Source organism: Streptomyces sp. NPDC046805 (assembly GCF_040645355.1).
Classification (GTDB): Bacteria; Actinomycetota; Actinomycetes; order Streptomycetales; family Streptomycetaceae; genus Streptomyces.
The window spans coordinates 51,696-70,825 of sequence record NZ_JBEYYC010000003.1; the positions used below are offsets into that span (position 1 = coordinate 51,696).

Sequence of the window (19,130 nt, forward strand, 5' to 3'; positions counted from 1 at the left end):
GTCAGCCAATCTGGTTATCCACAGGCCCTGTGGACGACGGCCCGGATACTGTGGAGAACCTGGCAAAACCTGTGCACGACCCGGTGGACAGCACTGTGAACAAGCCCTCGCCCTCACCAGGGGAGGCCCTCTGACCTGCGTGTTTCCCGTCCACCGGCTGTGCAGAAGAAAAACTTCCCCAACCGAGTCAAGATCACTTCGAACGGTGCGCGACAGCGTGCGCCGCGAGCTGCAAAGTAAGGGGCGTAGACCATTTGCATCTCTTACCTGTGGACGATTACATTAGCCCCCATGCCTCAGGCTCTCGCGACCCCCAAAGCCGCCCGCCGACGCCACGATCGAGAGATCGTCGCGCTGGCCCTTCCGGCCTTTGGCGCACTCGTCGCAGAGCCCCTGTTCGTGATGGCGGACAGCGCGATCGTCGGCCACCTCGGCACGGCCCAGCTCGCCGGACTCGGCGTGGCCTCGGCTCTCCTGACAACCGCCGTGAGCGTCTTCGTCTTCCTCGCCTACGCCACCACGGCCGCCGTCGCCCGACGCGTCGGAGCGGGCGATCTGCAGTCGGCCATCCGCCAGGGCATGGACGGCATCTGGCTGGCACTGCTGCTCGGAGCCGCCGTCATCGCTGTCGTACTGCCCCTGGCGCCCGCGCTCGTCGACCTGTTCGGCGCCTCGCACACGGCAGCCCCGTATGCCATCGACTATCTGCGGATCTCTTCCCTCGGCATACCGGCCATGCTGATCGTGCTCGCCGCAACCGGGGTACTGCGCGGACTCCAGGACACCAGGACTCCGCTGTACGTCGCCGTGGCGGGCTTCGTCGCCAACGCCGCCCTCAACGCCGGACTCGTCTACGGAGCCGGACTCGGCATCGCCGGCTCCGCCTGGGGAACCGTCATCGCCCAGTGCGGCATGGCGGCGATCTATCTCACTGTGGTCGTCCGGGGCGCCCGCAAGCACGGGGCGTCCCTGCGTCCCGACGCGGCGGGGATACGGGCCTCCGGTCAGGCGGGCGTCCCCTTGCTCGTCCGTACGCTCTCGCTACGAGCGATCCTCATGATCGCCACGGCCATCGCCGCTCGCCTCGGCGACGCGGACATCGCCGCCCACCAGATCATCCTGTCCCTGTGGAGCCTTCTGGCCTTCGCGCTCGACGCCATCGCGATCGCGGGACAGGCCATCATCGGGCGCTACCTCGGCGCGGACAACGCACAGGGGGCCCGCGAGGCATGCCGCCGCATGGTCCAGTGGGGCATCGCGATCGGCGCCGGACTCGGACTGCTCGTGGTGGCCGCCCGACCGCTCTTCCTGCCGCTGTTCACCAGCGACCCCGCGGTCACGGACACCGCACTGCCCGCGCTGATCATCGTGGCGCTCTCCCAGCCGATCTGCGGCGTCGTCTTCGTCCTGGACGGCGTCCTGATGGGAGCAGGCGATGGGCCGTACCTGGCCTGGGCCATGGTGGTCACCCTTGCCGCCTTCGTCCCGGCGGCACTGCTCGTGCCCGCACTCGGTGGCGGCCTCACCGCGCTCTGGGCCGCGATGACGCTGATGATGACGGTCCGGATGCTGACCCTCTGGCTGCGCACCCGTTCCGGACGCTGGATCGTCACCGGCGCGACCCGCTGACCGCGTGGGCGCCCCGCCGACCCGGGCCGCCGCCACGATCGGCTGACCGTTTCACGTGAAACAGCGCCAGCTGTCCATGTTTCACGTGAAACCGTTGCCCGCTCCGACCACGCAGAAGGGCCGTACCCGTTCGGGGTACGGCCCTTCTGTCAGCTGTTCAAGCCGAACACGGCGATCAGGCCGCGATGACCTCGATGTTGACCTTGGCGGCAACCTCGGGGTGCAGACGCACGGACGTCTCGTGGGCGCCCAGCGTCTTGATCGGCGCACCGAGCTCGATGCGGCGCTTGTCGACCTCGGGGCCACCGGAAGCCTTGATCGCGGAAGCGATGTCGGCCGGGGTGACGGAACCGAAGAGACGACCGGCGTCGCCGGAGCGAACGGCCAGGCGGACCTTGACACCCTCGAGCTGGGCCTTCACAGCGTTGGCCTGCTCGATGGTCTGGATCTCGTGGATCTTGCGGGCGCGGCGGATCTGCGCCACGTCCTGCTCGCCACCCTTGGTCCAGCGGATAGCGAACTTCCGCGGGATCAGGTAGTTGCGAGCGTAACCGTCCTTGACGTCGACGACGTCGCCGGCGGCACCGAGGCCAGAGACCTCGTGGGTGAGGATGATCTTCATGTGTCGGTCACCCTTCCCTTAGCGCGCGGTGGACGTGTAGGGCAGCAGCGCCATCTCACGGCTGTTCTTCACGGCCGTGGCGACGTCACGCTGGTGCTGCGTGCAGTTGCCGGTCACGCGGCGGGCACGGATCTTGCCGCGGTCGGAAATGAACTTCCGCAGCATGTTCGTGTCCTTGTAGTCCACGTACGTGACCTTGTCCTTGCAGAAAGCGCAGACCTTCTTCTTCGGCTTGCGCACAGGCGGCTTCGCCATGGTGTTTCTCCTGTGTGATCAAGAAGTTTGGGTAACGACCCGCCCCTGATCCGGTCGGCCCCTAAGGGCCCGGCACCGAGACCTAGAAGGGGGGCTCGTCCGAGTAGCCGCCGCTGCCGCCGGAGCCACCGCCCCAGCCGCCGCCACCCTGGTTGCCACCGGAGGGAGCTCCGGTCGCCCACGGGTCGTCGGCCTGAGCGCCGCCGCCCTGCTGACCGCCGCTGGGGCCACCGCCCCAGCCGCCGCCACCCTGGTTGCCGCCACCCTGGTTGCCGCCACCGCCACCGTAACCGCCCTGGCCACCGCGGCCGGACGTCTTGGTGACCTTGGCCGTGGCGTTGCGCAGGCTGGGGCCGACTTCCTCGACGTCCAGCTCGTAGACCGTGCGCTTGACGCCCTCACGGTCCTCATAGGACCGCTGCTTCAGCCGGCCCTGCACGACGACGCGCATGCCTCGCTGGAGCGACTCGGCGACGTTCTCCGCCGCCTGACGCCAGACCGAGCAGGTCAGGAACAGGCTCTCGCCGTCCTTCCACTCGTTCGTCTGACGGTCGAAGGTGCGGGGAGTGGACGCGACGCGGAACTTCGCGACAGCCGCACCGGACGGGGTGAAGCGCAGCTCGGGGTCATCGACAAGATTGCCGATGACCGTGATGACGGTCTCGCCTGCCATGGGGAACCTCTCGGCGGGATTGCTCTGGCTGCTTGCTTGCTACTCGAATCCCGAGATCAGCTGAGCCGGAGGCTCAGTGGGTCTCGGGGCGGAGGACCTTGGTCCGGAGGACCGACTCGTTCAGGTTCATCTGGCGGTCGAGCTCCTTGACGACCGCAGGCTCGGCCTGCAGGTCGATGACCGAGTAGATGCCCTCGGGCTTCTTCTTGATCTCGTACGCGAGACGACGACGGCCCCAGGTGTCGACCTTCTCAACCTTGCCGCCGCCGTCACGGACGACAGACAGGAAGTTCTCGATCAGCGGGGAGACAGAGCGCTCCTCGAGATCGGGGTCGAGGATGACCATCACCTCGTAGTGACGCATGTGGAACCCACCTCCTTTGGACTCAGCGGCCACGGTCGTTCCGTGGCAGGAGGGTTGTTATGCGTGCGCAACGGTATCGGCCACCACTGACAATCGGGGTTCCGCGGGGGTTCCCGATTCATGGCATGGGCAGACACCAATGCAGACGTTACAGACTACCCGCCCACTGGCTTCCGGTTGAAATCCAGTCGGGCGGACCGCCAATCTGTACACATCGGGTGTGCGCGGCGCTACGATGCGCCGCTTTCCGCAGGAGGTGCCCATGACACAGGCATTGCGACCCAACACCGCCGGATCCCTCTTGGCCACGGACGGCAGACCCCATCCGCTCCCGGACGCCCTGCTCGCGGTGACGCTGGTGCTCGGGCTGACGTCCCTCATCACGGGGTTCTTCGACGGCCTGCACCTGCTCAGCTCCTGGACCGGCCTGGTGGGCATCATCACGGGCGCTTACGGACAGTGGGTCTCGGTCACCACGCGCGAGCGCTTCGGTCTGATCCTGGGTCTCGGTGCCGCCGGCGTCGGGTTCTACCTCGCCATGTCACACGGCGGCCTCTTCGGCGGGATCATCGGCAGCTGAACCACGAAGGTGCCGTATGCCCAGTCGGGGCGCTCGTCAGGCGCAGTAGGCTTCGGCGCGAGAGCCGGAGCCCCTGTACCCATGGGGACACACCAGCCCGAGGAGCGCCCCGAATGAGCCTGACCCTGAGGACCATCAGCCGCGAGCAGCATCTGGCATATATCCAGAGCCTGCCGTCGGCGAGCCACATGCAGGTCCCCGCATGGGCAGACGTCAAGGCGGAATGGCGCTCCGAGAGCCTCGGCTGGTTCGACGAGCGCACCGGCGAACTCGTCGGCGCGGGTCTGGTGCTCTACCGCCAGCTGCCCAAGCTCAAGCGCTACCTCGCCTATCTCCCCGAGGGCCCGGTCATCAACTGGTTCGCGCCGAACCTCGACGACTGGCTGCAGCCGATGCTGGCGCACCTCAAGCAGCAGGGCGCCTTCTCCGTGAAGATGGGCCCCCCGGTGATCATCCGGCGCTGGAACGCCACCTCCATCAAGCAGGGCATCCAGGACCCGGACGTCAAGCGGCTGCGCGACATCGAGGCCGACTTCATCGAGCCGCGCGCCTTCGAGGTGGCCGACAAGCTGCGTCGTATGGGCTGGCAGCAGGGCGAGGACGGCGGCGCCGGCTTCGGCGACGTCCAGCCCCGGTACGTCTTCCAGGTGCCGCTCGCGAACCGCTCGCTGGAAGAGGTGCACAAGAACTTCAACCAGCTGTGGCGACGCAACATCAAGAAGGCCGAGAAGGCCGGCGTCGAGGTCGTCCAGGGTGGCTACGAGGACCTCGAGGAATGGCAGCGGCTGTACGAGATCACCGCGGTGCGCGACCACTTCCGGCCCCGCCCGCTGTCGTACTTCCAGCGCATGTGGACGGCCCTCAACAGCGAGGACCCCAACCGCATGCGGCTGTACTTCGCCCGGCACAACGGTGTGAACCTGTCGGCGGCGACGATGCTGATCGTCGGCGGGCACGTCTGGTACTCCTACGGCGCCTCCGACAACATCGGCCGCGAGGTCCGGCCCTCGAACGCGATGCAGTGGCGGATGCTGCGCGATTCCTACGCGCTCGGCGCCACCGTCTACGACCTGCGCGGCATCTCCGATTCCCTGGACGAGACCGACCACCTCTTCGGCCTGATCCAGTTCAAGGTGGGAACCGGCGGAGAGGCCGCCGAGTACCTCGGTGAGTGGGACTTCCCGCTCAACAAGCTGCTCCACAAGGCGCTCGACCTCTACATGTCGCGCCGCTGAGCCCGGGCTGTTTGATTCCATAGCATCCATACCTCTGATACACCGCAGCCACGAGAAAGGTTCCGGGTCCGGCCATGGCGCTCACGCTTTACGTCGACACCGCGCGCTGGCGGGCGCACCACAAGCAGATGCAGGAGCAGTTCCCGGGACTCGTCCCGGTCTGCAAGGGCAACGGCTACGGCTTCGGGCACGAACGGCTGGCCGAGGAGGCCACCCGGCTGGGCTCGGACATCCTCGCCGTCGGCACGACCTACGAGGCCGCCCGGATCAAGGACTGGTTCGGCGGTGACCTGCTGGTTCTGACGCCGTACCGGCGCGGCGAGGAGCCGGTGCCGCTGCCCGACCGGGTCATCCGGTCCGTGTCGTCCATCGACGGCGTGTACGGCCTCGTCGGCGCCCGTGTGGTCATCGAGGTGATGTCCTCGATGAAGCGGCACGGCATCAGCGAGCAGGATCTGCCGCAGCTGCACGCCGCCATAGAGAACGTCCGGCTCGAGGGCTTCGCCATCCACCTGCCGCTGGACCGCACCGACGGCTCCGACGCCGTCGAGGAGGTCATCGGCTGGATGGACCGGCTGCGCGCGGCCCGTCTGCCCCTGCACACGCTGTTCGTCAGCCACCTCAAGGCCGACGAACTCGCCCGTCTCCAGCAGCAGTTCCCGCAGACCCGCTTCCGCGCCCGCATCGGCACCCGGCTGTGGCTGGGGGACCACGACGCGACCGAGTACCGCGGCGCGGTCCTGGACGTCACGCGCGTCGCCAAGGGCGACCGCTTCGGCTACCGCCAGCAGAAGGCCGCGTCCGACGGCTACCTGGTGGTCGTGGCGGGCGGAACGTCGCACGGGGTGGGTCTGGAGGCCCCGAAGGCGCTGCACGGCGTCATGCCGCGCGCCAAGGGCGTCGCACGGGCCGGCCTGGCCACGGTCAACCGGAACCTTTCCCCGTTCGTCTGGGGCGGCAAGCAGCGCTGGTTCGCGGAGCCGCCGCACATGCAGGTCTCGATCCTTTTCGTGCCGTCGGACGCACCCGAGCCGAAGGTCGGCGAGGAGCTGGTGGCCCATCTGCGCCACACCACCACCCAGTTCGACCGGGCAGTGGACCGCTGAGAAGCCCCTGAGCCGCAGAAAGGCCGTACACGGACTCCCGTGTACGGCCTTTTCCTTGGCCTGCGGGCGCTCCGTGGCGGGCACCCGAGCACCGTTCGCTCAGGGCGAACCCTCCGAAGGAGCAGCCGCCTCGCGGCTTCCCCACTCCACCTGAGGTCCCTCGAAGTGGGTCGCGTGCCGGGGCGGACAGGCCGTAGCGCCGAGGACGAAGGCGTCCTCCGCACCGTCGAGCACCCCGCCCGAGGGGTCGTCGTCGCCGGACAGGCGCACCACGTCCCGCTCCGGCATGAGGATGTCCCGGACGATCACGGCACACAGGTAGAGCGTGCCCAGCAGGTGCACCGCGACGGCCCAGTGGTAGCCGTGGGTGGGAAGGCCCTTGTGTGCGTCTCCGCTGGTCGTGTACGCGAGGTACGACCAGATCCCCAGGAAGTACGCCACCTCGCAGGCCTGCCAGATCAGGAAGTCCCGCCACTTCGGACGGGCCAGCACGGCCAGCGGAATCAGCCAGAGGACGTACTGCGGCGAGTAGACCTTGTTGGTGACGACGAAGGCGGCCACGATCAGAAAGGCGAGCTGGGCGAAGCGCGGCCGGCGCGGTGCGGTGAACGTCAGCGCCGCGATACCGCCGCTGCACAGCACCATCAGCAGCATGGCGAGCAGGTTGACCGTGTCGGTGGTGGGCGGATTGCTCGAGTTCTGGGCCCAGATCAGCCAGAAGGACCCGAAGTCCACACCCCGCTCCCGGCTGAAGGTGTAGAACTTCGACCAGCCGTCGAAGGCGAAGACCATCACGGGCAGGTTCACGACGAGCCAGGCGACGACCGCGCCGCCCAGGGCCCTGCCGAAGTCCCGCCACTTACCGGCGCGCCAGCACAGCACGAGGAGCGGGCCGAGCAGCAGCACGGGATAGAGCTTGGCGGCCGTGGCAAGCCCCAGCAGGAGACCGAAGGCAAGGGAGCGTCCGCGCGCCCACATCAGCATCGCCGCCGTCGTCAGGGCGACCGCCAGCAGGTCCCAGTTGATGGTGGCCGTCAGCGCGAAGGCCGGTGCCAGGGCGAGCAGCAGGCCGTCCCAGGGGCGCCGCGCATGCGTACGGGTCACGCAGACGGCGATGACGGCGGCGCACACCATCAGCATCCCGGCGTTGACGAACCAGTACCACTGCTCCTGGTGCTGCAGGCTGCCGCTGCCGGGTGTGAGCCATGCGGCCACCTCCATGAACAGACCGGTCAGCACCGGGTATTCGAGGTAGTCCATGTCGCCGGGGAGCTTGTCGAAGTACGGCACGAGCCCGTCGGCGAATCCGCGGCCCTGGAAGAGGTGCGGGATGTCCGAGTAGCACGCATGCGTGTACTGCGAACTGGCCCCGAAGAACCAGGCGCCGTTGTAGCAGGGTGCCTTCTGGACCAGGCCGAGGGCGAACATGCCGATCGTCACGAGCGCCACGACCCGGACGGGCGTCCACCAGGACGTCCCGAGCAGGGCGCGCAGTCCGATGGGGCCGCCGATCAGCTCACTGCCGGCCGCGGCGACCTCGTCTTCTCTGGTCGGCCGCACCGGATCCGGCTCATGCACGCTCGCGGGTGTCGTTTCTGCACTGCGCATGGGGCACATCCTGCCGTACCTCTCCCGGAATACGCCGAGGGCCGCCGCACCCGCGAGGTGCGGCGGCCCTTGTTTCACGTGAAACACCCTTGACGGTCGATATGAACACCAACCGGGCGCACGTCGACGCTACCCGTTCGGACCGCCGAAGAGGCCTCCGTTGCCGTTGCCCCTGTTGTTGCCGGACCCGGTCGTCGCCGGAGCCGTCGGCGTGGAAGACACGCCTCCGTTGGTGCCACCCGGGTCGGTGCTACCGGGGTCGGGACAGGCCCACTTGAACGTGCACGTCTCGCTGGCCGACGGAGACGGCGTGGCCGTGACGCTGGGCGAGGCGCTGGGCGACTCGGTCGGGGCGCTCGGCGTGGCGGTGACCGACGGACTCGGTGAGGGAGCACCCGCCTCGTCCGCGACCTGGCCGATCTTCACGGCGGGCGGGAAGGGCGTATCAGGCAGCCCCTGCAGCGCGACCTTCATGTACTCGGTCCACACGGACGTCGGGATGTCACCACCGTGGATGGAGGCCACACCGGCCGTGCCGTTCATGGAGAGCAGCTTGTGGTTCTGCGGGTTCTCGCGGAACATCGCGACCGACGTCGACAGCTGCTTGGTGTAGCCGACGAACCAGGCCGACTTGTTGCTGTCGGTGGTACCGGTCTTGCCGGCCGCCGTCCTGCCCAGCGCCCTGGCGTTCTGGCCCGTACCGTTCTGGATGACGTTCTCGAGCGTGTTCGTGACGTTGTTGGCCACGTCCGCCGGGATCGCCTCCTTGGGCTTCGGCTTCTTGAAGCCCGGAAGCTCCTGCCCGTTCTCCTTGACCTCCTTCACCGAATACGGTTCCGTGTGCTGGCCCGAGGCGGCGAACGTCGCGTAGGCGTCGGCCATCCGGATCGCACTGGGGGTCGAGGTGCCGAGCGCGAAGGACGGGTTGGGGTAGGCGAGGCTGTCCTTGAGGATGCCGGCCCGCATGGCGACGTCCTGCACATGAGGTATGCCGACATCCCAGCCGAGCTGGACGAACGGCGTGTTGATGGACTGCTCCATCGCCTTGCGCAGCGTGATGTAGCCCCAGGGGTGGTTGCTCTCGTTGTTCTGGAAGAACGGTTTGTTCTCCTTGTTCAGCACATACGAGCCGTCCTGGTTCCTGACCTTGAGGTGGTCATCGCCGTTGTACTTACTCATCGGCGAGACACCGACACCGTCGGTCTTGTAGGTGCCGTACTGCATGGCCGCGGCCAGTACGAACGGCTTCCACGTCGAACCCACGGGCACACCCGCGGTGTCGGCGTTGTTGGTGAAGTGGCCGTGCTCGTAACCGTCACCGCCGTAGAGCGCGACGATCCTGCCGTCATTGGGCACCACGGACGCGGCGCCGAACTGGGCGTACTTGTCCTTCGGCCGGCTCCCGGGCTTGAGGCGGGCCTTCTTGATCTTCTGGACGGCCTTGGTCAGGGCGTCGACCTTCTTCTTCTCGAAGGTCGTGTAGATCTGGTAGCCGCCCTGGGCGAACTGCTGCTCCGTGATGTGGGAGTGGTTCATGACGTACTTCTTGGCCGTGTCGGCCAGGTAGCTGATCTGGCCGGTCATGCCCTTGGTCGCCTTGCGGTCATCGGGCATGGGGTAGTGCTTGATGGCCTGCTGGTACTCGGCGTCGGTGAGGTGCTTGTCCTTGTGCATCTCGCCGAGGATCCAGGCCCAGCGCCCCTTGGAGCGCTCGAGGTTGGCTTTCGGAGTCGCCGTCTTGTCCCAGTTCGGGTTGCCCGCCGGGTCGAAGTACGTCGGACCCTTGAGTAGGGCGGCGAGGACGGCGCACTCGCTCGGCGTCAGCTTGACCGCGTCCTTGCCGTAGTAGGTCTGCGCGGCGGCCTGGATGCCGGAGGCGCCACGGCCGTAGTACGACGTATTCAGGTAGCCCTGCAGGATCTGCGACTTCGAGAGCTTCGTCCCCACCTTGATGGAGATGAACATCTCCTTGAACTTCCGGGTGACCGTCTGTTCCTGGCTCAGGTAGGTGTTCTTCACGAACTGCTGAGTGATCGTCGAACCACCCTGGGTGTTACCACCCCGGGCCATGTTGACCAAGGCACGGGCGATACCCATGGGGTCGACACCCGAGTCCTGGTAGAAGCTCTTGTTCTCGGCCGAGATCACCGCGTACTGCATGGCCTTGGGGATCCGGTCGATGGTGACGTTCTGCCGGTTCGCACCGGTGCCCGCCGTGACCATCTGCTTGCCGTCGGCCCAGTAATAGACGTTGCTCTGCGACTGCGCCGCGGCATTCTCACTGGGGACGGACACCATCGTGTAGCCGACACCGATCAGGACGACCATGGTGCCGAGGAACGCGATGCAGAGTCCGGAGACAAGCTTCCAGGAGGGCATCCAGCGGTGCCACCCGTACTTGTCCGCCCGGGGGTAGTTGATCATGCGGTTCTCGGCCGGCGCTGCCGCACGGCCCCTGCCGTGCCCGGCGTTCTCGACCCCTCTGCGGCGGCCGCCCGAGCCTCTCTGAGCGGCTCGTCGCGCCTCGGCCCGGCCACCGTACGGGCGTTCATCACCCCCCGAGGCGGAGTCCCCATAGGAAGGGGATCCATACGAATCGGAAGGGGACCCGGTGGCGCCGCGCGGCGCCCCGCGGCGGGCGGATGACGGACCGGTCTGGCCGCGTCGGGCCGCGGCACGTCCGCCTCCCTGCGGCGGCGGCGGTTTGCGACGGTGCTCGCTCATCGAACGACTACTCCTCGGGCAGGCGCACCCTTGCGCGCCTGGAAACGGCGGCTGGTTTCCGGTCCCCCCGAAGTACGGATGTGGTCGGTACTGCATTCACCCGTACTGCACCGAGGACAAGGACGTCCCCAGATGTCACTTGGTTCCCGGCGGTGTGCATGCCGCACAGACTACGCATCGTCAAAACCTGCCTAGCCCCGAGGTTCACCCCAAATCAGGCAACTCGCTTACAACGAATCGGTGATGTGATCCCGTTCACCCTCCCTGCCCTTGTCGCACCAGGGGTGCCGTTCTATCGTCGGGATGTATCGAGTCGATACATCGGTGCGAGATAAGACCGAAGGAGGCGATGATGAGCCGCCGTTCCGGCATCCTCGAGTTCGCCGTACTCGGCCTGCTCCGCGAGTCTCCGATGCACGGCTATGAGCTGCGCAAACGCCTCAACACGTCGCTCGGCGTGTTCCGCGCGTTCAGCTACGGGACGCTCTACCCCTGTCTCAAGACGCTGGTCGCCAACGGCTGGTTGATCGAGGAGCCGGGGAACACCCACGAAGACGCGCTCGCCGCGCCGCTCTCCGGACGGCGCGCCAAGATCGTCTACCGGCTGACGGCGGAAGGTAAGGAGCACTTCGAGGAGTTGCTCTCGCAGACGGGCCCGGACGCATACGAGGACGAGCACTTCGCCGCTCGGTTCGCCTTCTTCGGACAGACGTCGCGGGACGTGCGCATGCGCGTCCTGGAGGGCCGCCGCAGCCGGCTGGAGGAGCGTCTCGAGAGGATGCGCATCTCCCTTGCCCGCACCCGGGAGCGCCTCGACGACTACACGCTTGAGCTCCAGCGCCACGGGATGGAGTCCGTGGAGCGCGAAGTGCGCTGGCTGAACGAGCTCATCGAGAGCGAGCGGGCCGGCCGGGACCTGAGAGGTCCCGCGTCCGGGGAGACCGCTCAGCAGGACACCACATCTGGAGCGTCGGGCGGCCTGCCCCGTCCCGGGGACACCCCACGGACGGATACGCCCGACGACACCGCCACGTGAAGCCCGCCCAGGGCCTCACTCGTACACACAGGGAGCAACCGGAATGGGTTCGGTTCGCGTAGCCATCGTCGGTGTGGGCAACTGCGCCGCGTCGTTGGTACAGGGAGTCGAGTACTACAAGGACGCCGACCCGGCATCCAAGGTCCCCGGCCTGATGCACGTACAGTTCGGCGACTACCACGTCGGTGACGTCGAGTTCGTCGCCGCCTTCGACGTCGACGCCAAGAAGGTCGGCCTCGACCTCGCGGACGCGATCGGCGCCTCCGAGAACAACACCATCAAGATCGCCGACGTGCCGCACACCGGCGTCACGGTCCAGCGCGGCCACACCCTCGACGGCCTCGGCAAGTACTACCGCGAAACCATCGAGGAGTCCGCCGAGGAGCCGGCCGACATCGTCCAGGTCCTCAAGGACAAGCAGGTCGACGTCCTCGTGTGCTACCTGCCCGTCGGTTCCGAGGACGCGGCGAAGTTCTACGCCCAGTGCGCCATCGACGCCAAGGTCGCCTTCGTCAACGCCCTCCCGGTCTTCATCGCCGGCACCAAGGAGTGGGCGGACAAGTTCACCGAGGCGGGCGTCCCGATCGTCGGCGACGACATCAAGTCCCAGGTCGGCGCCACCATCACGCACCGTGTGATGGCGAAGCTGTTCGAGGACCGCGGTGTCCGTCTCGAGCGCACCATGCAGCTCAACGTCGGCGGCAACATGGACTTCAAGAACATGCTGGAGCGCGACCGCCTGGAGTCCAAGAAGATCTCCAAGACGCAGGCCGTCACCTCCCAGATCCCGGACCGGGACCTCGGCGACAAGAACGTCCACATCGGCCCCTCCGACTACGTCGCCTGGCTCGACGACCGCAAGTGGGCCTACGTCCGCCTCGAGGGCCGTGCCTTCGGCGAGGTCCCGCTGAACCTCGAGTACAAGCTCGAGGTCTGGGACTCCCCGAACTCCGCCGGCATCATCATCGACGCCCTGCGCGCTGCGAAGATCGCCAAGGACCGCGGTATCGGCGGCCCCATCCTCTCCGCGTCCTCGTACTTCATGAAGTCCCCGCCGGTTCAGTACTTCGACGACGAGGCCCGCGAGAACGTCGAGAAGTTCATCCGCGGCGAGGTCGAGCGCTAGACCGCCCCAGCGCCCCGTGCGCTGATCAGCGCACGCTGAATACGCTCCTGCCAGGGCTGAGGGTCCCCGGGTGGTACGCCCCGGGGACCCTTCCCGTGTGTGAGGCTGAGCCCCATGCCCGTCGTCCGCGACCTGTGCGTCCTGCTGCGCCTGCGGAACTTCCGCCGCCTGCTCGCCGTACGCCTGCTTTCCCAGGGCGCCGACGGCGTGTACCAGATCGCGCTCGCCACCTACGTCGTCTTCTCTCCCGAGAAGCAGACCTCGGCCGCCGCGATCGCCTCGGCGATGGCGGTCCTGCTGCTCCCGTACTCCCTGGTCGGCCCTTTCGCGGGCGCCCTGCTGGACCGCTGGAGGCGCCGCCAGGTCCTGGTGTACGGCAATCTGCTGCGCGTCCTGCTCGCGGCGGTCACCGCCGTTCTGATGGTCAGCCACGTCCCGGCCTGGCTGTTCTACGCCTCCGCCCTGTGTGTCACCGCCGTCAACCGCTTCGTCCTGGCGGGGCTGTCCGCCGCGCTTCCGCGCGTGGTCGGTACCGAACGCCTGGTGATGGCCAACTCCGTGTCCCCGACGGCGGGAACACTGGCCGCGACAGCGGGCGGCGGCCTTGCCTTCGCCATGCGCCTGACGGTGTCGGAATCCGATGCCGCGATGGTGCTGCTGAGCGGCGTGCTGTATCTGTGTGCGGCCCTCGCCACGCTGAGCATGGCACCCGACCTGCTGGGCCCCGACCGGGCATCGACACAGCCGCGGCTGGGGACGGCACTCGTCGGCACGACCCGGGATCTGCTGGCGGCCGTACGGCATCTCGCCGCACCGCCACGCCGGGAAGCGGTCTGGGCGCTGGCCGCGATGACGCTGATGCGCTTCTGCTACGGCGCGCTGCTGGTCCTGCTGCTGATGCTGTGCCGGTACGCCCTCTCGTCCAGCCCGGACGCCGGACTGCGCCTGCTGGGGCTGGCGTTGGGCCTCTCCGGCGCCGGCTTCTTCGCGGCGGCGGTGGTGACCCCCTGGGCGGCGGGCAGGCTCGGCCCCGGCCGCTGGATCGTCGTGTGCGCGGCGGCGGCCGCGGTTCTGGAGCCCGCGCTCGGCCTGCCGTTCGCCACCGTCCCCCTGCTCATCGCGGCGTTCGTCCTCGGACTGATCACGCAAGGCGCGAAGATCGCCACGGACACGATCGTGCAGTCCACGGTCGACGACGGATTCCGCGGCCGGATCTTCTCCGTGTACGACGTGCTGTTCAACGTCGCCTTCGTCGCCGCCGCCGGCGTGGCCGCCCTGATACTCCCTCCGGACGGCCGCTCGACGACTCTGGTGGTCACGGTCGCCGTTGTCTACGCGACGGTTGCTGCCGCTATGGCTCGCTTTGAGCAGCAATATGCCTCACATCAGTGACACAGATCCATTCCGGATTACATCGATGTCAGTGGGAGCCGTTAACTTACGGGCGTCTTATTTCGCGCCATGCGCGCTCACGTCCCAGGGGGGACCTCACACATGACCACTCCGCCGTCCCAGGGCCAGAACCCGTACGCCCAGACGCCTCCGCCGCCCGCGGGGCAGCAGCCGGGTCAGCCGGGAGTTCCGTCGCAGGCGCCCTACGCCCCGCTCCCCGGCCAGGGGGCGCCCGTGCCGCCCCCGACTCCGGCCAAGGGTGGCGGAAGCAAGAAGGTCATGCGCATCGTCGGCATCATCGTCGTCGCCGTCATCGTCGCCCTCATCAAGTTCGGTGCAGGCTGGTTCGCGACCCGTGACGACGCGGAGACCACGTCTGTCGGCTCGTGCATGCACAACGACGGCTCGTACTCCAAGCCTGACCTGAACGATGTCGGCTGCTCCTCCAGCGGGGCCCAGTACAAGGTTGTCCAGAAGTTCGACGACTCCAGTGACGAGAACAAGTGCAAGGCCGTCACGGAGGCGACGATCTACTACGTGCAGTCGGGCGGCGGTCACGACGTCGTGCTGTGCCTCAAGGAGACCAAGTAACGTCGCGGTCGGCCTCTAGCTGAGGGGGCGGTGTTTCACGTGAAACACCGCCCCCTCAGTACATGTGGAGCGGTGTCATGTTTCACGTGAAACGTGACACCGCTCCATGGGCTCAGCTCTGCTCGACCCACCACTCCTTGAGGGCCGCCACCGCCGCGTCATGCTCCATGGGGCCGTGCTCCAGCCGAAGCTCCAGCATGTGCTTGTAGGCCTTGCCGACGACCGGGCCCGGACCGACGCCCAGGATCTCCATGATCTGGTTGCCATCGAGGTCCGGCCGGATGGCGTCGAGCTCCTCCTGCTCCTGGAGCTGAGCGATGCGCTCCTCCAGGCCGTCGTACGCACGCGAGAGCGCGGATGCCCTGCGCTTGTTCCGGGTGGTGCAGTCGGAACGCGTCAGCTTGTGCAGGCGGTCGAGAAGCGGGCCCGCGTCCCGGACGTAGCGGCGGACCGCCGAGTCCGTCCACTCTCCGGTGCCATAGCCATGGAAGCGCAGGTGGAGCTCGACGAGACGCGAGACGTCCTTCACCAGCTCGTTGGAGTACTTCAGGGCCGTCATGCGCTTCTTGGTCATCTTCGCCCCGACCACCTCGTGGTGATGGAACGAGACGCGGCCGTCCTTCTCGAAGCGACGCGTGCGCGGCTTGCCGATGTCGTGCAGCAGCGCGGCCAGGCGAAGGGTCAGGTCGGGGCCGTCCTGCTCCAGGGCGATCGCCTGCTCCAGCACGATCAGTGTGTGGTCGTACACATCCTTGTGCCGGTGGTGCTCGTCACGCTCCAGACGGAGCGCGGGCAGCTCGGGCAGCACGTGATCGGCGAGCCCGGTGTCGACCAGCAGCCTCAGGCCCTTGCGGGGGTGCGCGGAGAGGATCAGCTTGTTCAGCTCGCCCCGGACCCGCTCGGCCGAGACGATCTCGATCCGCCCGGCCATCTCCGTCATCGCGGTGACGACCTCGGGGGCGACCTCGAAGTCCAGCTGGGCGGCGAACCGCGCGGCCCGCATCATCCGCAGCGGGTCGTCCGAGAAGGAGTCCTCGGGCGTGCCCGGCGTGCGCAGCACCCGCGCCGCGAGATCCTCGAGGCCGCCATGCGGGTCGATGAACTCCTTCTCCGGCAGCGCCACGGCCATCGCGTTGACCGTGAAGTCACGCCGGACGAGGTCCTCCTCGATCGAGTCGCCGTACGAGACCTCGGGCTTGCGCGAGGTGCGGTCGTAGGCCTCCGACCGGTACGTGGTCACCTCGATCTGGTAGCCGTCTTTCTGCGCTCCGACCGTGCCGAAGGCGATCCCGACCTCCCACAGCGCGTCCGCCCACGGCCGCACGATCTTCAGTACGTCCTCGGGGCGGGCGTCGGTGGTGAAGTCCAGGTCGTTGCCGAGCCGACCGAGCAGCGCGTCCCGGACCGAGCCGCCGACGAGGGCGAGTGAGAACCCGGCCTCCTGGAAACGGCGGGCGAGGTCGTCGGCGACAGGGGCCACCCGCAGCAGTTCGCTCACCGCGCGCTGCTGCACCTGGCTCAGGGCAGTAGGAGTGTCTTCGTTGGCGTTCGGCACAACAGAACAGGGTACGTGGCCCGGGCGGCGGGGTGCGCCTCCATTGACCGTGCGGACAGCTCCCGCCATATGCGCGCATGAGACGTGGCCCACGGCGTACACGAGCTCTCCACTCGATACTGGATATAGGGGACAGGCTGACGGTGTCCCGCGATCTTGCGGGGCAGACCGCGGCACTTCCCCTCGGCGCGCATCGTTACCATGCGTGGACGCACATTCCAACGACCACTGATCACGAGGGACGGGCGAGCGCGTGGCCGAGGCGGCAGACTTCCAAGGGACAAGTCCCTCACCTGCCCATCGATGGCTACGGCGTGCTGGGGCGCTGCTCGCAGGGGCACCCCTGCTGGCGGGCCTGTTCCAGCTGTCTGCCGCGACGCCCGCGCAGGCGGCGTCCTCGGGCACGGTGTCGGTCTCCCTGGACTCGCTGAGCCCCGGCGTCCCCACGGACGGGGACACGGTGACCGTCTCCGGCACGGTGACCAACAAGGGCAAGCAGCCGGTCACCGGCGCGCACGTGGGGCTGCGTGTGGGTCCTCAGCTGAGCACCCGCTCGGCCATCGACAGCACCGCCCTCCACTCCGACGGCCTCCAGGCCTCCGCCGGCGCCGAGGTGGGCGGCAAGTACACCGAGAAGTTCCCGAGGCTCGCCCCCGGCGTCGCCGAGCACTTCAGCATCTCCGTGCCGGTCGACAAGCTCGATCTCGGCACGGGAGGTGTCTACGAGCTCGGTGTGGCCCTCTCCGGCCACACGGCCACACAGCCGTGGGACCAGATGCTCGGCATCCAGCGGACCTTCCTGCCGTGGCAGCCGGACGAGGCCGACCCCAAGACGAAGACGACGTACCTGTGGCCGCTGCTCTCCACCGTCCATGTGACGGCGAAGACGGGCGCCGGTGAGCAGCAGACGCCCGTCTTCCGCAACGACGACCTCGCCAAGGACCTCGCCCCGGGCGGCCGTCTGGCCCGGATGGTGGCCCTCGGCAAGGATCTGGACGTGACCTGGGTCATGGACCCGGACCTGCTGGCCTCGGTGGACGCGATGACGCGCGGCTACCGGGTCCAGGGCCCCCACGGCACCACGACGGCCGGCACCCACCAGGCGGTGGCCAAGCAGTGGCTCGCCGACCTGCAGAAGGCGGTGGCGGACAAGGAGGTCGTCGCGCTGCCCTTCGCCGACCCGGACCTGGCCTCGCTCGCCCACACCGGAACGAGCGTCACCGGCTCGCTGAGCCACCTCAAGGACGCCACGGATGTCGGCGCGACCACGGTGAAGACCGTGCTCCACGTCACGCCGAGCACCGACTTCGCCTGGCCCGTGGACGGCGCCGTGGACCCGTCGATCGTCAAGGTCGCCACCTCCGCCGGCGCCGACAAGGTGATCGCGCGCAGCGACAGCCTCCGGGAGACGGCCGGCCTCTCCTACACCCCCTCCGCGGCCCGCCCGATCGGCGGCGGCACGACGGCGGTGGTGGCGGATGCCGGACTGTCCACGGCCTTCCAGGGCGATCTGACGAAGGCGGGCTCGTCCACCCTCGCCGTACAGGAATTCCTGGCCCAGAGCCTGGAGCTCAACCTGCAGACCGGCAAGCAGCGCAACATCGTCGTCGCCCCGCAGCGCATGCCGTCCGCGAGCCAGGCCCAGGCCATGGCCCAGGCGCTCAAGGAGCTCCAGGACGGCAATTGGAGCCAGTCCCAGGACCTCGGCGCGGCCGCCAAGGCCAAGCCCGACGCCGGCGCCACCACACGGGTGCCCTCGACGTCCGCGTACCCCTCCTCGCTGCGCAGGCAGGAGCTGCCGCGCTCGGCCTTCGAGCAGAGTGGGCGGACGCAGGACAAGCTCGACACCTTCCAGGCCATCCTCAGCAAAGAGTCCCGCGTGGTGACCCCCTTCGGGCGGGCCATGAACCGCGAGATGTCCACGTCGTGGCGGGGCCGCCCCACCCAGGCGGACAGCTTCCGGACCGGCGTGGAGTCGTGGCTCGACGAGCTCACCGACCAGGTCAAGCTGATCAATAAGTCCGAGACGAAGCTCTCCGGCCGCAGCGCCACCATCCCGGTCACCGTCCAGAACAACCTGGTGCAGGGCGTCGACCACCTGGTCCTGCGGGTCACCTCGACGATGCCGACCCGCCTCAAGATCGGTGGCAAGGCCTACTCGGAGCAGCCGGTCGAGGTCTCCGGCGGCCACAGCCAGTCCGTGAAGTTCACCACGTCGGCCAACGCCAACGGCCGTGCGACGGTGATCGCCCAGCTGTACACGCAGGACGGCCAGGAGTACGGCGCTCCGGTCACCTTCGACGTGAAGGTCACCGAGGTCACGCCCACCGTGATGCTCGTCATCGGCGGCGGCGTCCTGCTGCTCGTCCTCGCCGGCTTCCGGATGTACACGCAGCGCAAGCGTGCGGCCGCCCGGCAGGCCGAGGAGGACGGCCCCGACGCGGCGGGGGACGGCCCGGACGGGCCGGAGAACCCCGAGGGCCCCGGAGACCGTCCTCAGGAAGAGTCCGACGCCCACTCCCGGGCAGAGGACCCGGAGCAGCCGAGTGACCCGACACCGGACACCGCACCGGAAAGCACAGACCCGTCCGGCACGGGTGAGAGAGTGGACCGTTGAGCGATGTCGTGGCCCGT

General features: G+C 68.1%; 16 protein-coding genes. 9 read left to right on the top strand and 7 right to left on the bottom strand.

The window, feature by feature from the left end; all coding sequences use genetic code 11:
• Positions 1–291: 291 nt before the first annotated feature.
• Positions 292–1,629, top strand: coding sequence for an MATE family efflux transporter (locus tag ABZ910_RS04745; RefSeq protein WP_361359243.1), 1,338 nt, complete (start codon positions 292–294; stop codon positions 1,627–1,629).
• Positions 1,630–1,804: 175 nt separating this feature from the next.
• On the opposite strand, the gene rplI is transcribed toward ABZ910_RS04745, so the two are convergent.
• The 4 genes from rplI to rpsF all read right to left on the bottom strand — a co-directional run bounded on the left by rplI (position 1,805) and on the right by rpsF (position 3,543).
• On the bottom strand, positions 1,805–2,251 hold the full coding sequence (gene rplI / locus ABZ910_RS04750; protein ID WP_361359246.1) for a 50S ribosomal protein L9: 447 nt from the start codon (positions 2,249–2,251) through the stop codon (positions 1,805–1,807).
• An 18-nt stretch (positions 2,252–2,269) separates the two neighbouring features.
• Positions 2,270–2,506, bottom strand: a complete 237-nt coding sequence (gene rpsR, locus ABZ910_RS04755) for a 30S ribosomal protein S18 (protein WP_003949403.1) — start codon at positions 2,504–2,506, stop codon at positions 2,270–2,272.
• An 82-nt stretch (positions 2,507–2,588) separates the two neighbouring features.
• A complete protein-coding gene (locus ABZ910_RS04760; protein WP_361359249.1) occupies positions 2,589–3,179 on the bottom strand; it encodes a single-stranded DNA-binding protein in 591 nt (196 codons plus the stop codon).
• A 73-nt stretch (positions 3,180–3,252) separates the two neighbouring features.
• Entirely contained in the window at positions 3,253–3,543 is a 291-nt protein-coding gene (gene rpsF / locus ABZ910_RS04765) for a 30S ribosomal protein S6 (protein WP_009189556.1), read from the bottom strand.
• Between the two features lie 262 nt (positions 3,544–3,805).
• Between rpsF and ABZ910_RS04770 the strand changes: the two genes are divergently transcribed.
• The 3 genes from ABZ910_RS04770 (at position 3,806) to ABZ910_RS04780 (ending at position 6,464) form a co-directional block, all read left to right on the top strand.
• On the top strand, positions 3,806–4,123 hold the full coding sequence (locus ABZ910_RS04770) for a hypothetical protein (protein ID WP_361359252.1): 318 nt from the start codon (positions 3,806–3,808) through the stop codon (positions 4,121–4,123).
• A 113-nt stretch (positions 4,124–4,236) separates the two neighbouring features.
• Positions 4,237–5,358, top strand: coding sequence for a peptidoglycan bridge formation glycyltransferase FemX (femX, locus tag ABZ910_RS04775; protein WP_361359255.1), 1,122 nt, complete (start codon positions 4,237–4,239; stop codon positions 5,356–5,358).
• Positions 5,359–5,432: 74 nt separating this feature from the next.
• Positions 5,433–6,464 (top strand): alanine racemase, encoded by a 1,032-nt coding sequence (locus ABZ910_RS04780; RefSeq protein ID WP_361359258.1) that lies wholly within the window; start codon positions 5,433–5,435, stop codon positions 6,462–6,464.
• 99 nt (positions 6,465–6,563) lie between these two features.
• On the opposite strand, the gene ABZ910_RS04785 is transcribed toward ABZ910_RS04780, so the two are convergent.
• Positions 6,564–8,072: a glycosyltransferase 87 family protein gene (locus tag ABZ910_RS04785; protein WP_361359261.1), complete on the bottom strand. Its 1,509-nt coding sequence runs from the start codon at positions 8,070–8,072 to the stop codon at positions 6,564–6,566.
• A 129-nt stretch (positions 8,073–8,201) separates the two neighbouring features.
• Complete coding sequence (locus ABZ910_RS04790; RefSeq protein ID WP_361359939.1) at positions 8,202–10,451, bottom strand: transglycosylase domain-containing protein; 2,250 nt, start codon at positions 10,449–10,451, stop codon at positions 8,202–8,204.
• A 697-nt stretch (positions 10,452–11,148) separates the two neighbouring features.
• Here ABZ910_RS04790 and ABZ910_RS04795 point away from each other — a divergent pair.
• From ABZ910_RS04795 to ABZ910_RS04810, 4 genes are all read left to right on the top strand, one after another.
• Positions 11,149–11,832: a PadR family transcriptional regulator gene (locus ABZ910_RS04795; RefSeq protein ID WP_361359264.1), complete on the top strand. Its 684-nt coding sequence runs from the start codon at positions 11,149–11,151 to the stop codon at positions 11,830–11,832.
• Positions 11,833–11,875: 43 nt separating this feature from the next.
• Positions 11,876–12,958: an inositol-3-phosphate synthase gene (locus ABZ910_RS04800; RefSeq protein WP_361359267.1), complete on the top strand. Its 1,083-nt coding sequence runs from the start codon at positions 11,876–11,878 to the stop codon at positions 12,956–12,958.
• A gap of 114 nt (positions 12,959–13,072) precedes the next feature.
• Complete coding sequence (locus tag ABZ910_RS04805) at positions 13,073–14,350, top strand: MFS transporter (RefSeq protein ID WP_361359270.1); 1,278 nt, start codon at positions 13,073–13,075, stop codon at positions 14,348–14,350.
• 102 nt (positions 14,351–14,452) lie between these two features.
• Entirely contained in the window at positions 14,453–14,941 is a 489-nt protein-coding gene (locus ABZ910_RS04810; RefSeq protein WP_361359273.1) for a hypothetical protein, read from the top strand.
• A 112-nt stretch (positions 14,942–15,053) separates the two neighbouring features.
• Here the strand turns inward: ABZ910_RS04810 and ABZ910_RS04815 are convergent, their stop codons facing one another.
• Positions 15,054–16,496: a CCA tRNA nucleotidyltransferase gene (locus ABZ910_RS04815; protein ID WP_361359276.1), complete on the bottom strand. Its 1,443-nt coding sequence runs from the start codon at positions 16,494–16,496 to the stop codon at positions 15,054–15,056.
• A 253-nt stretch (positions 16,497–16,749) separates the two neighbouring features.
• Between ABZ910_RS04815 and ABZ910_RS04820 the strand changes: the two genes are divergently transcribed.
• Positions 16,750–19,113 (top strand): DUF6049 family protein, encoded by a 2,364-nt coding sequence (locus tag ABZ910_RS04820; RefSeq protein ID WP_361359279.1) that lies wholly within the window; start codon positions 16,750–16,752, stop codon positions 19,111–19,113.
• Positions 19,114–19,130: the final 17 nt, after the last annotated feature.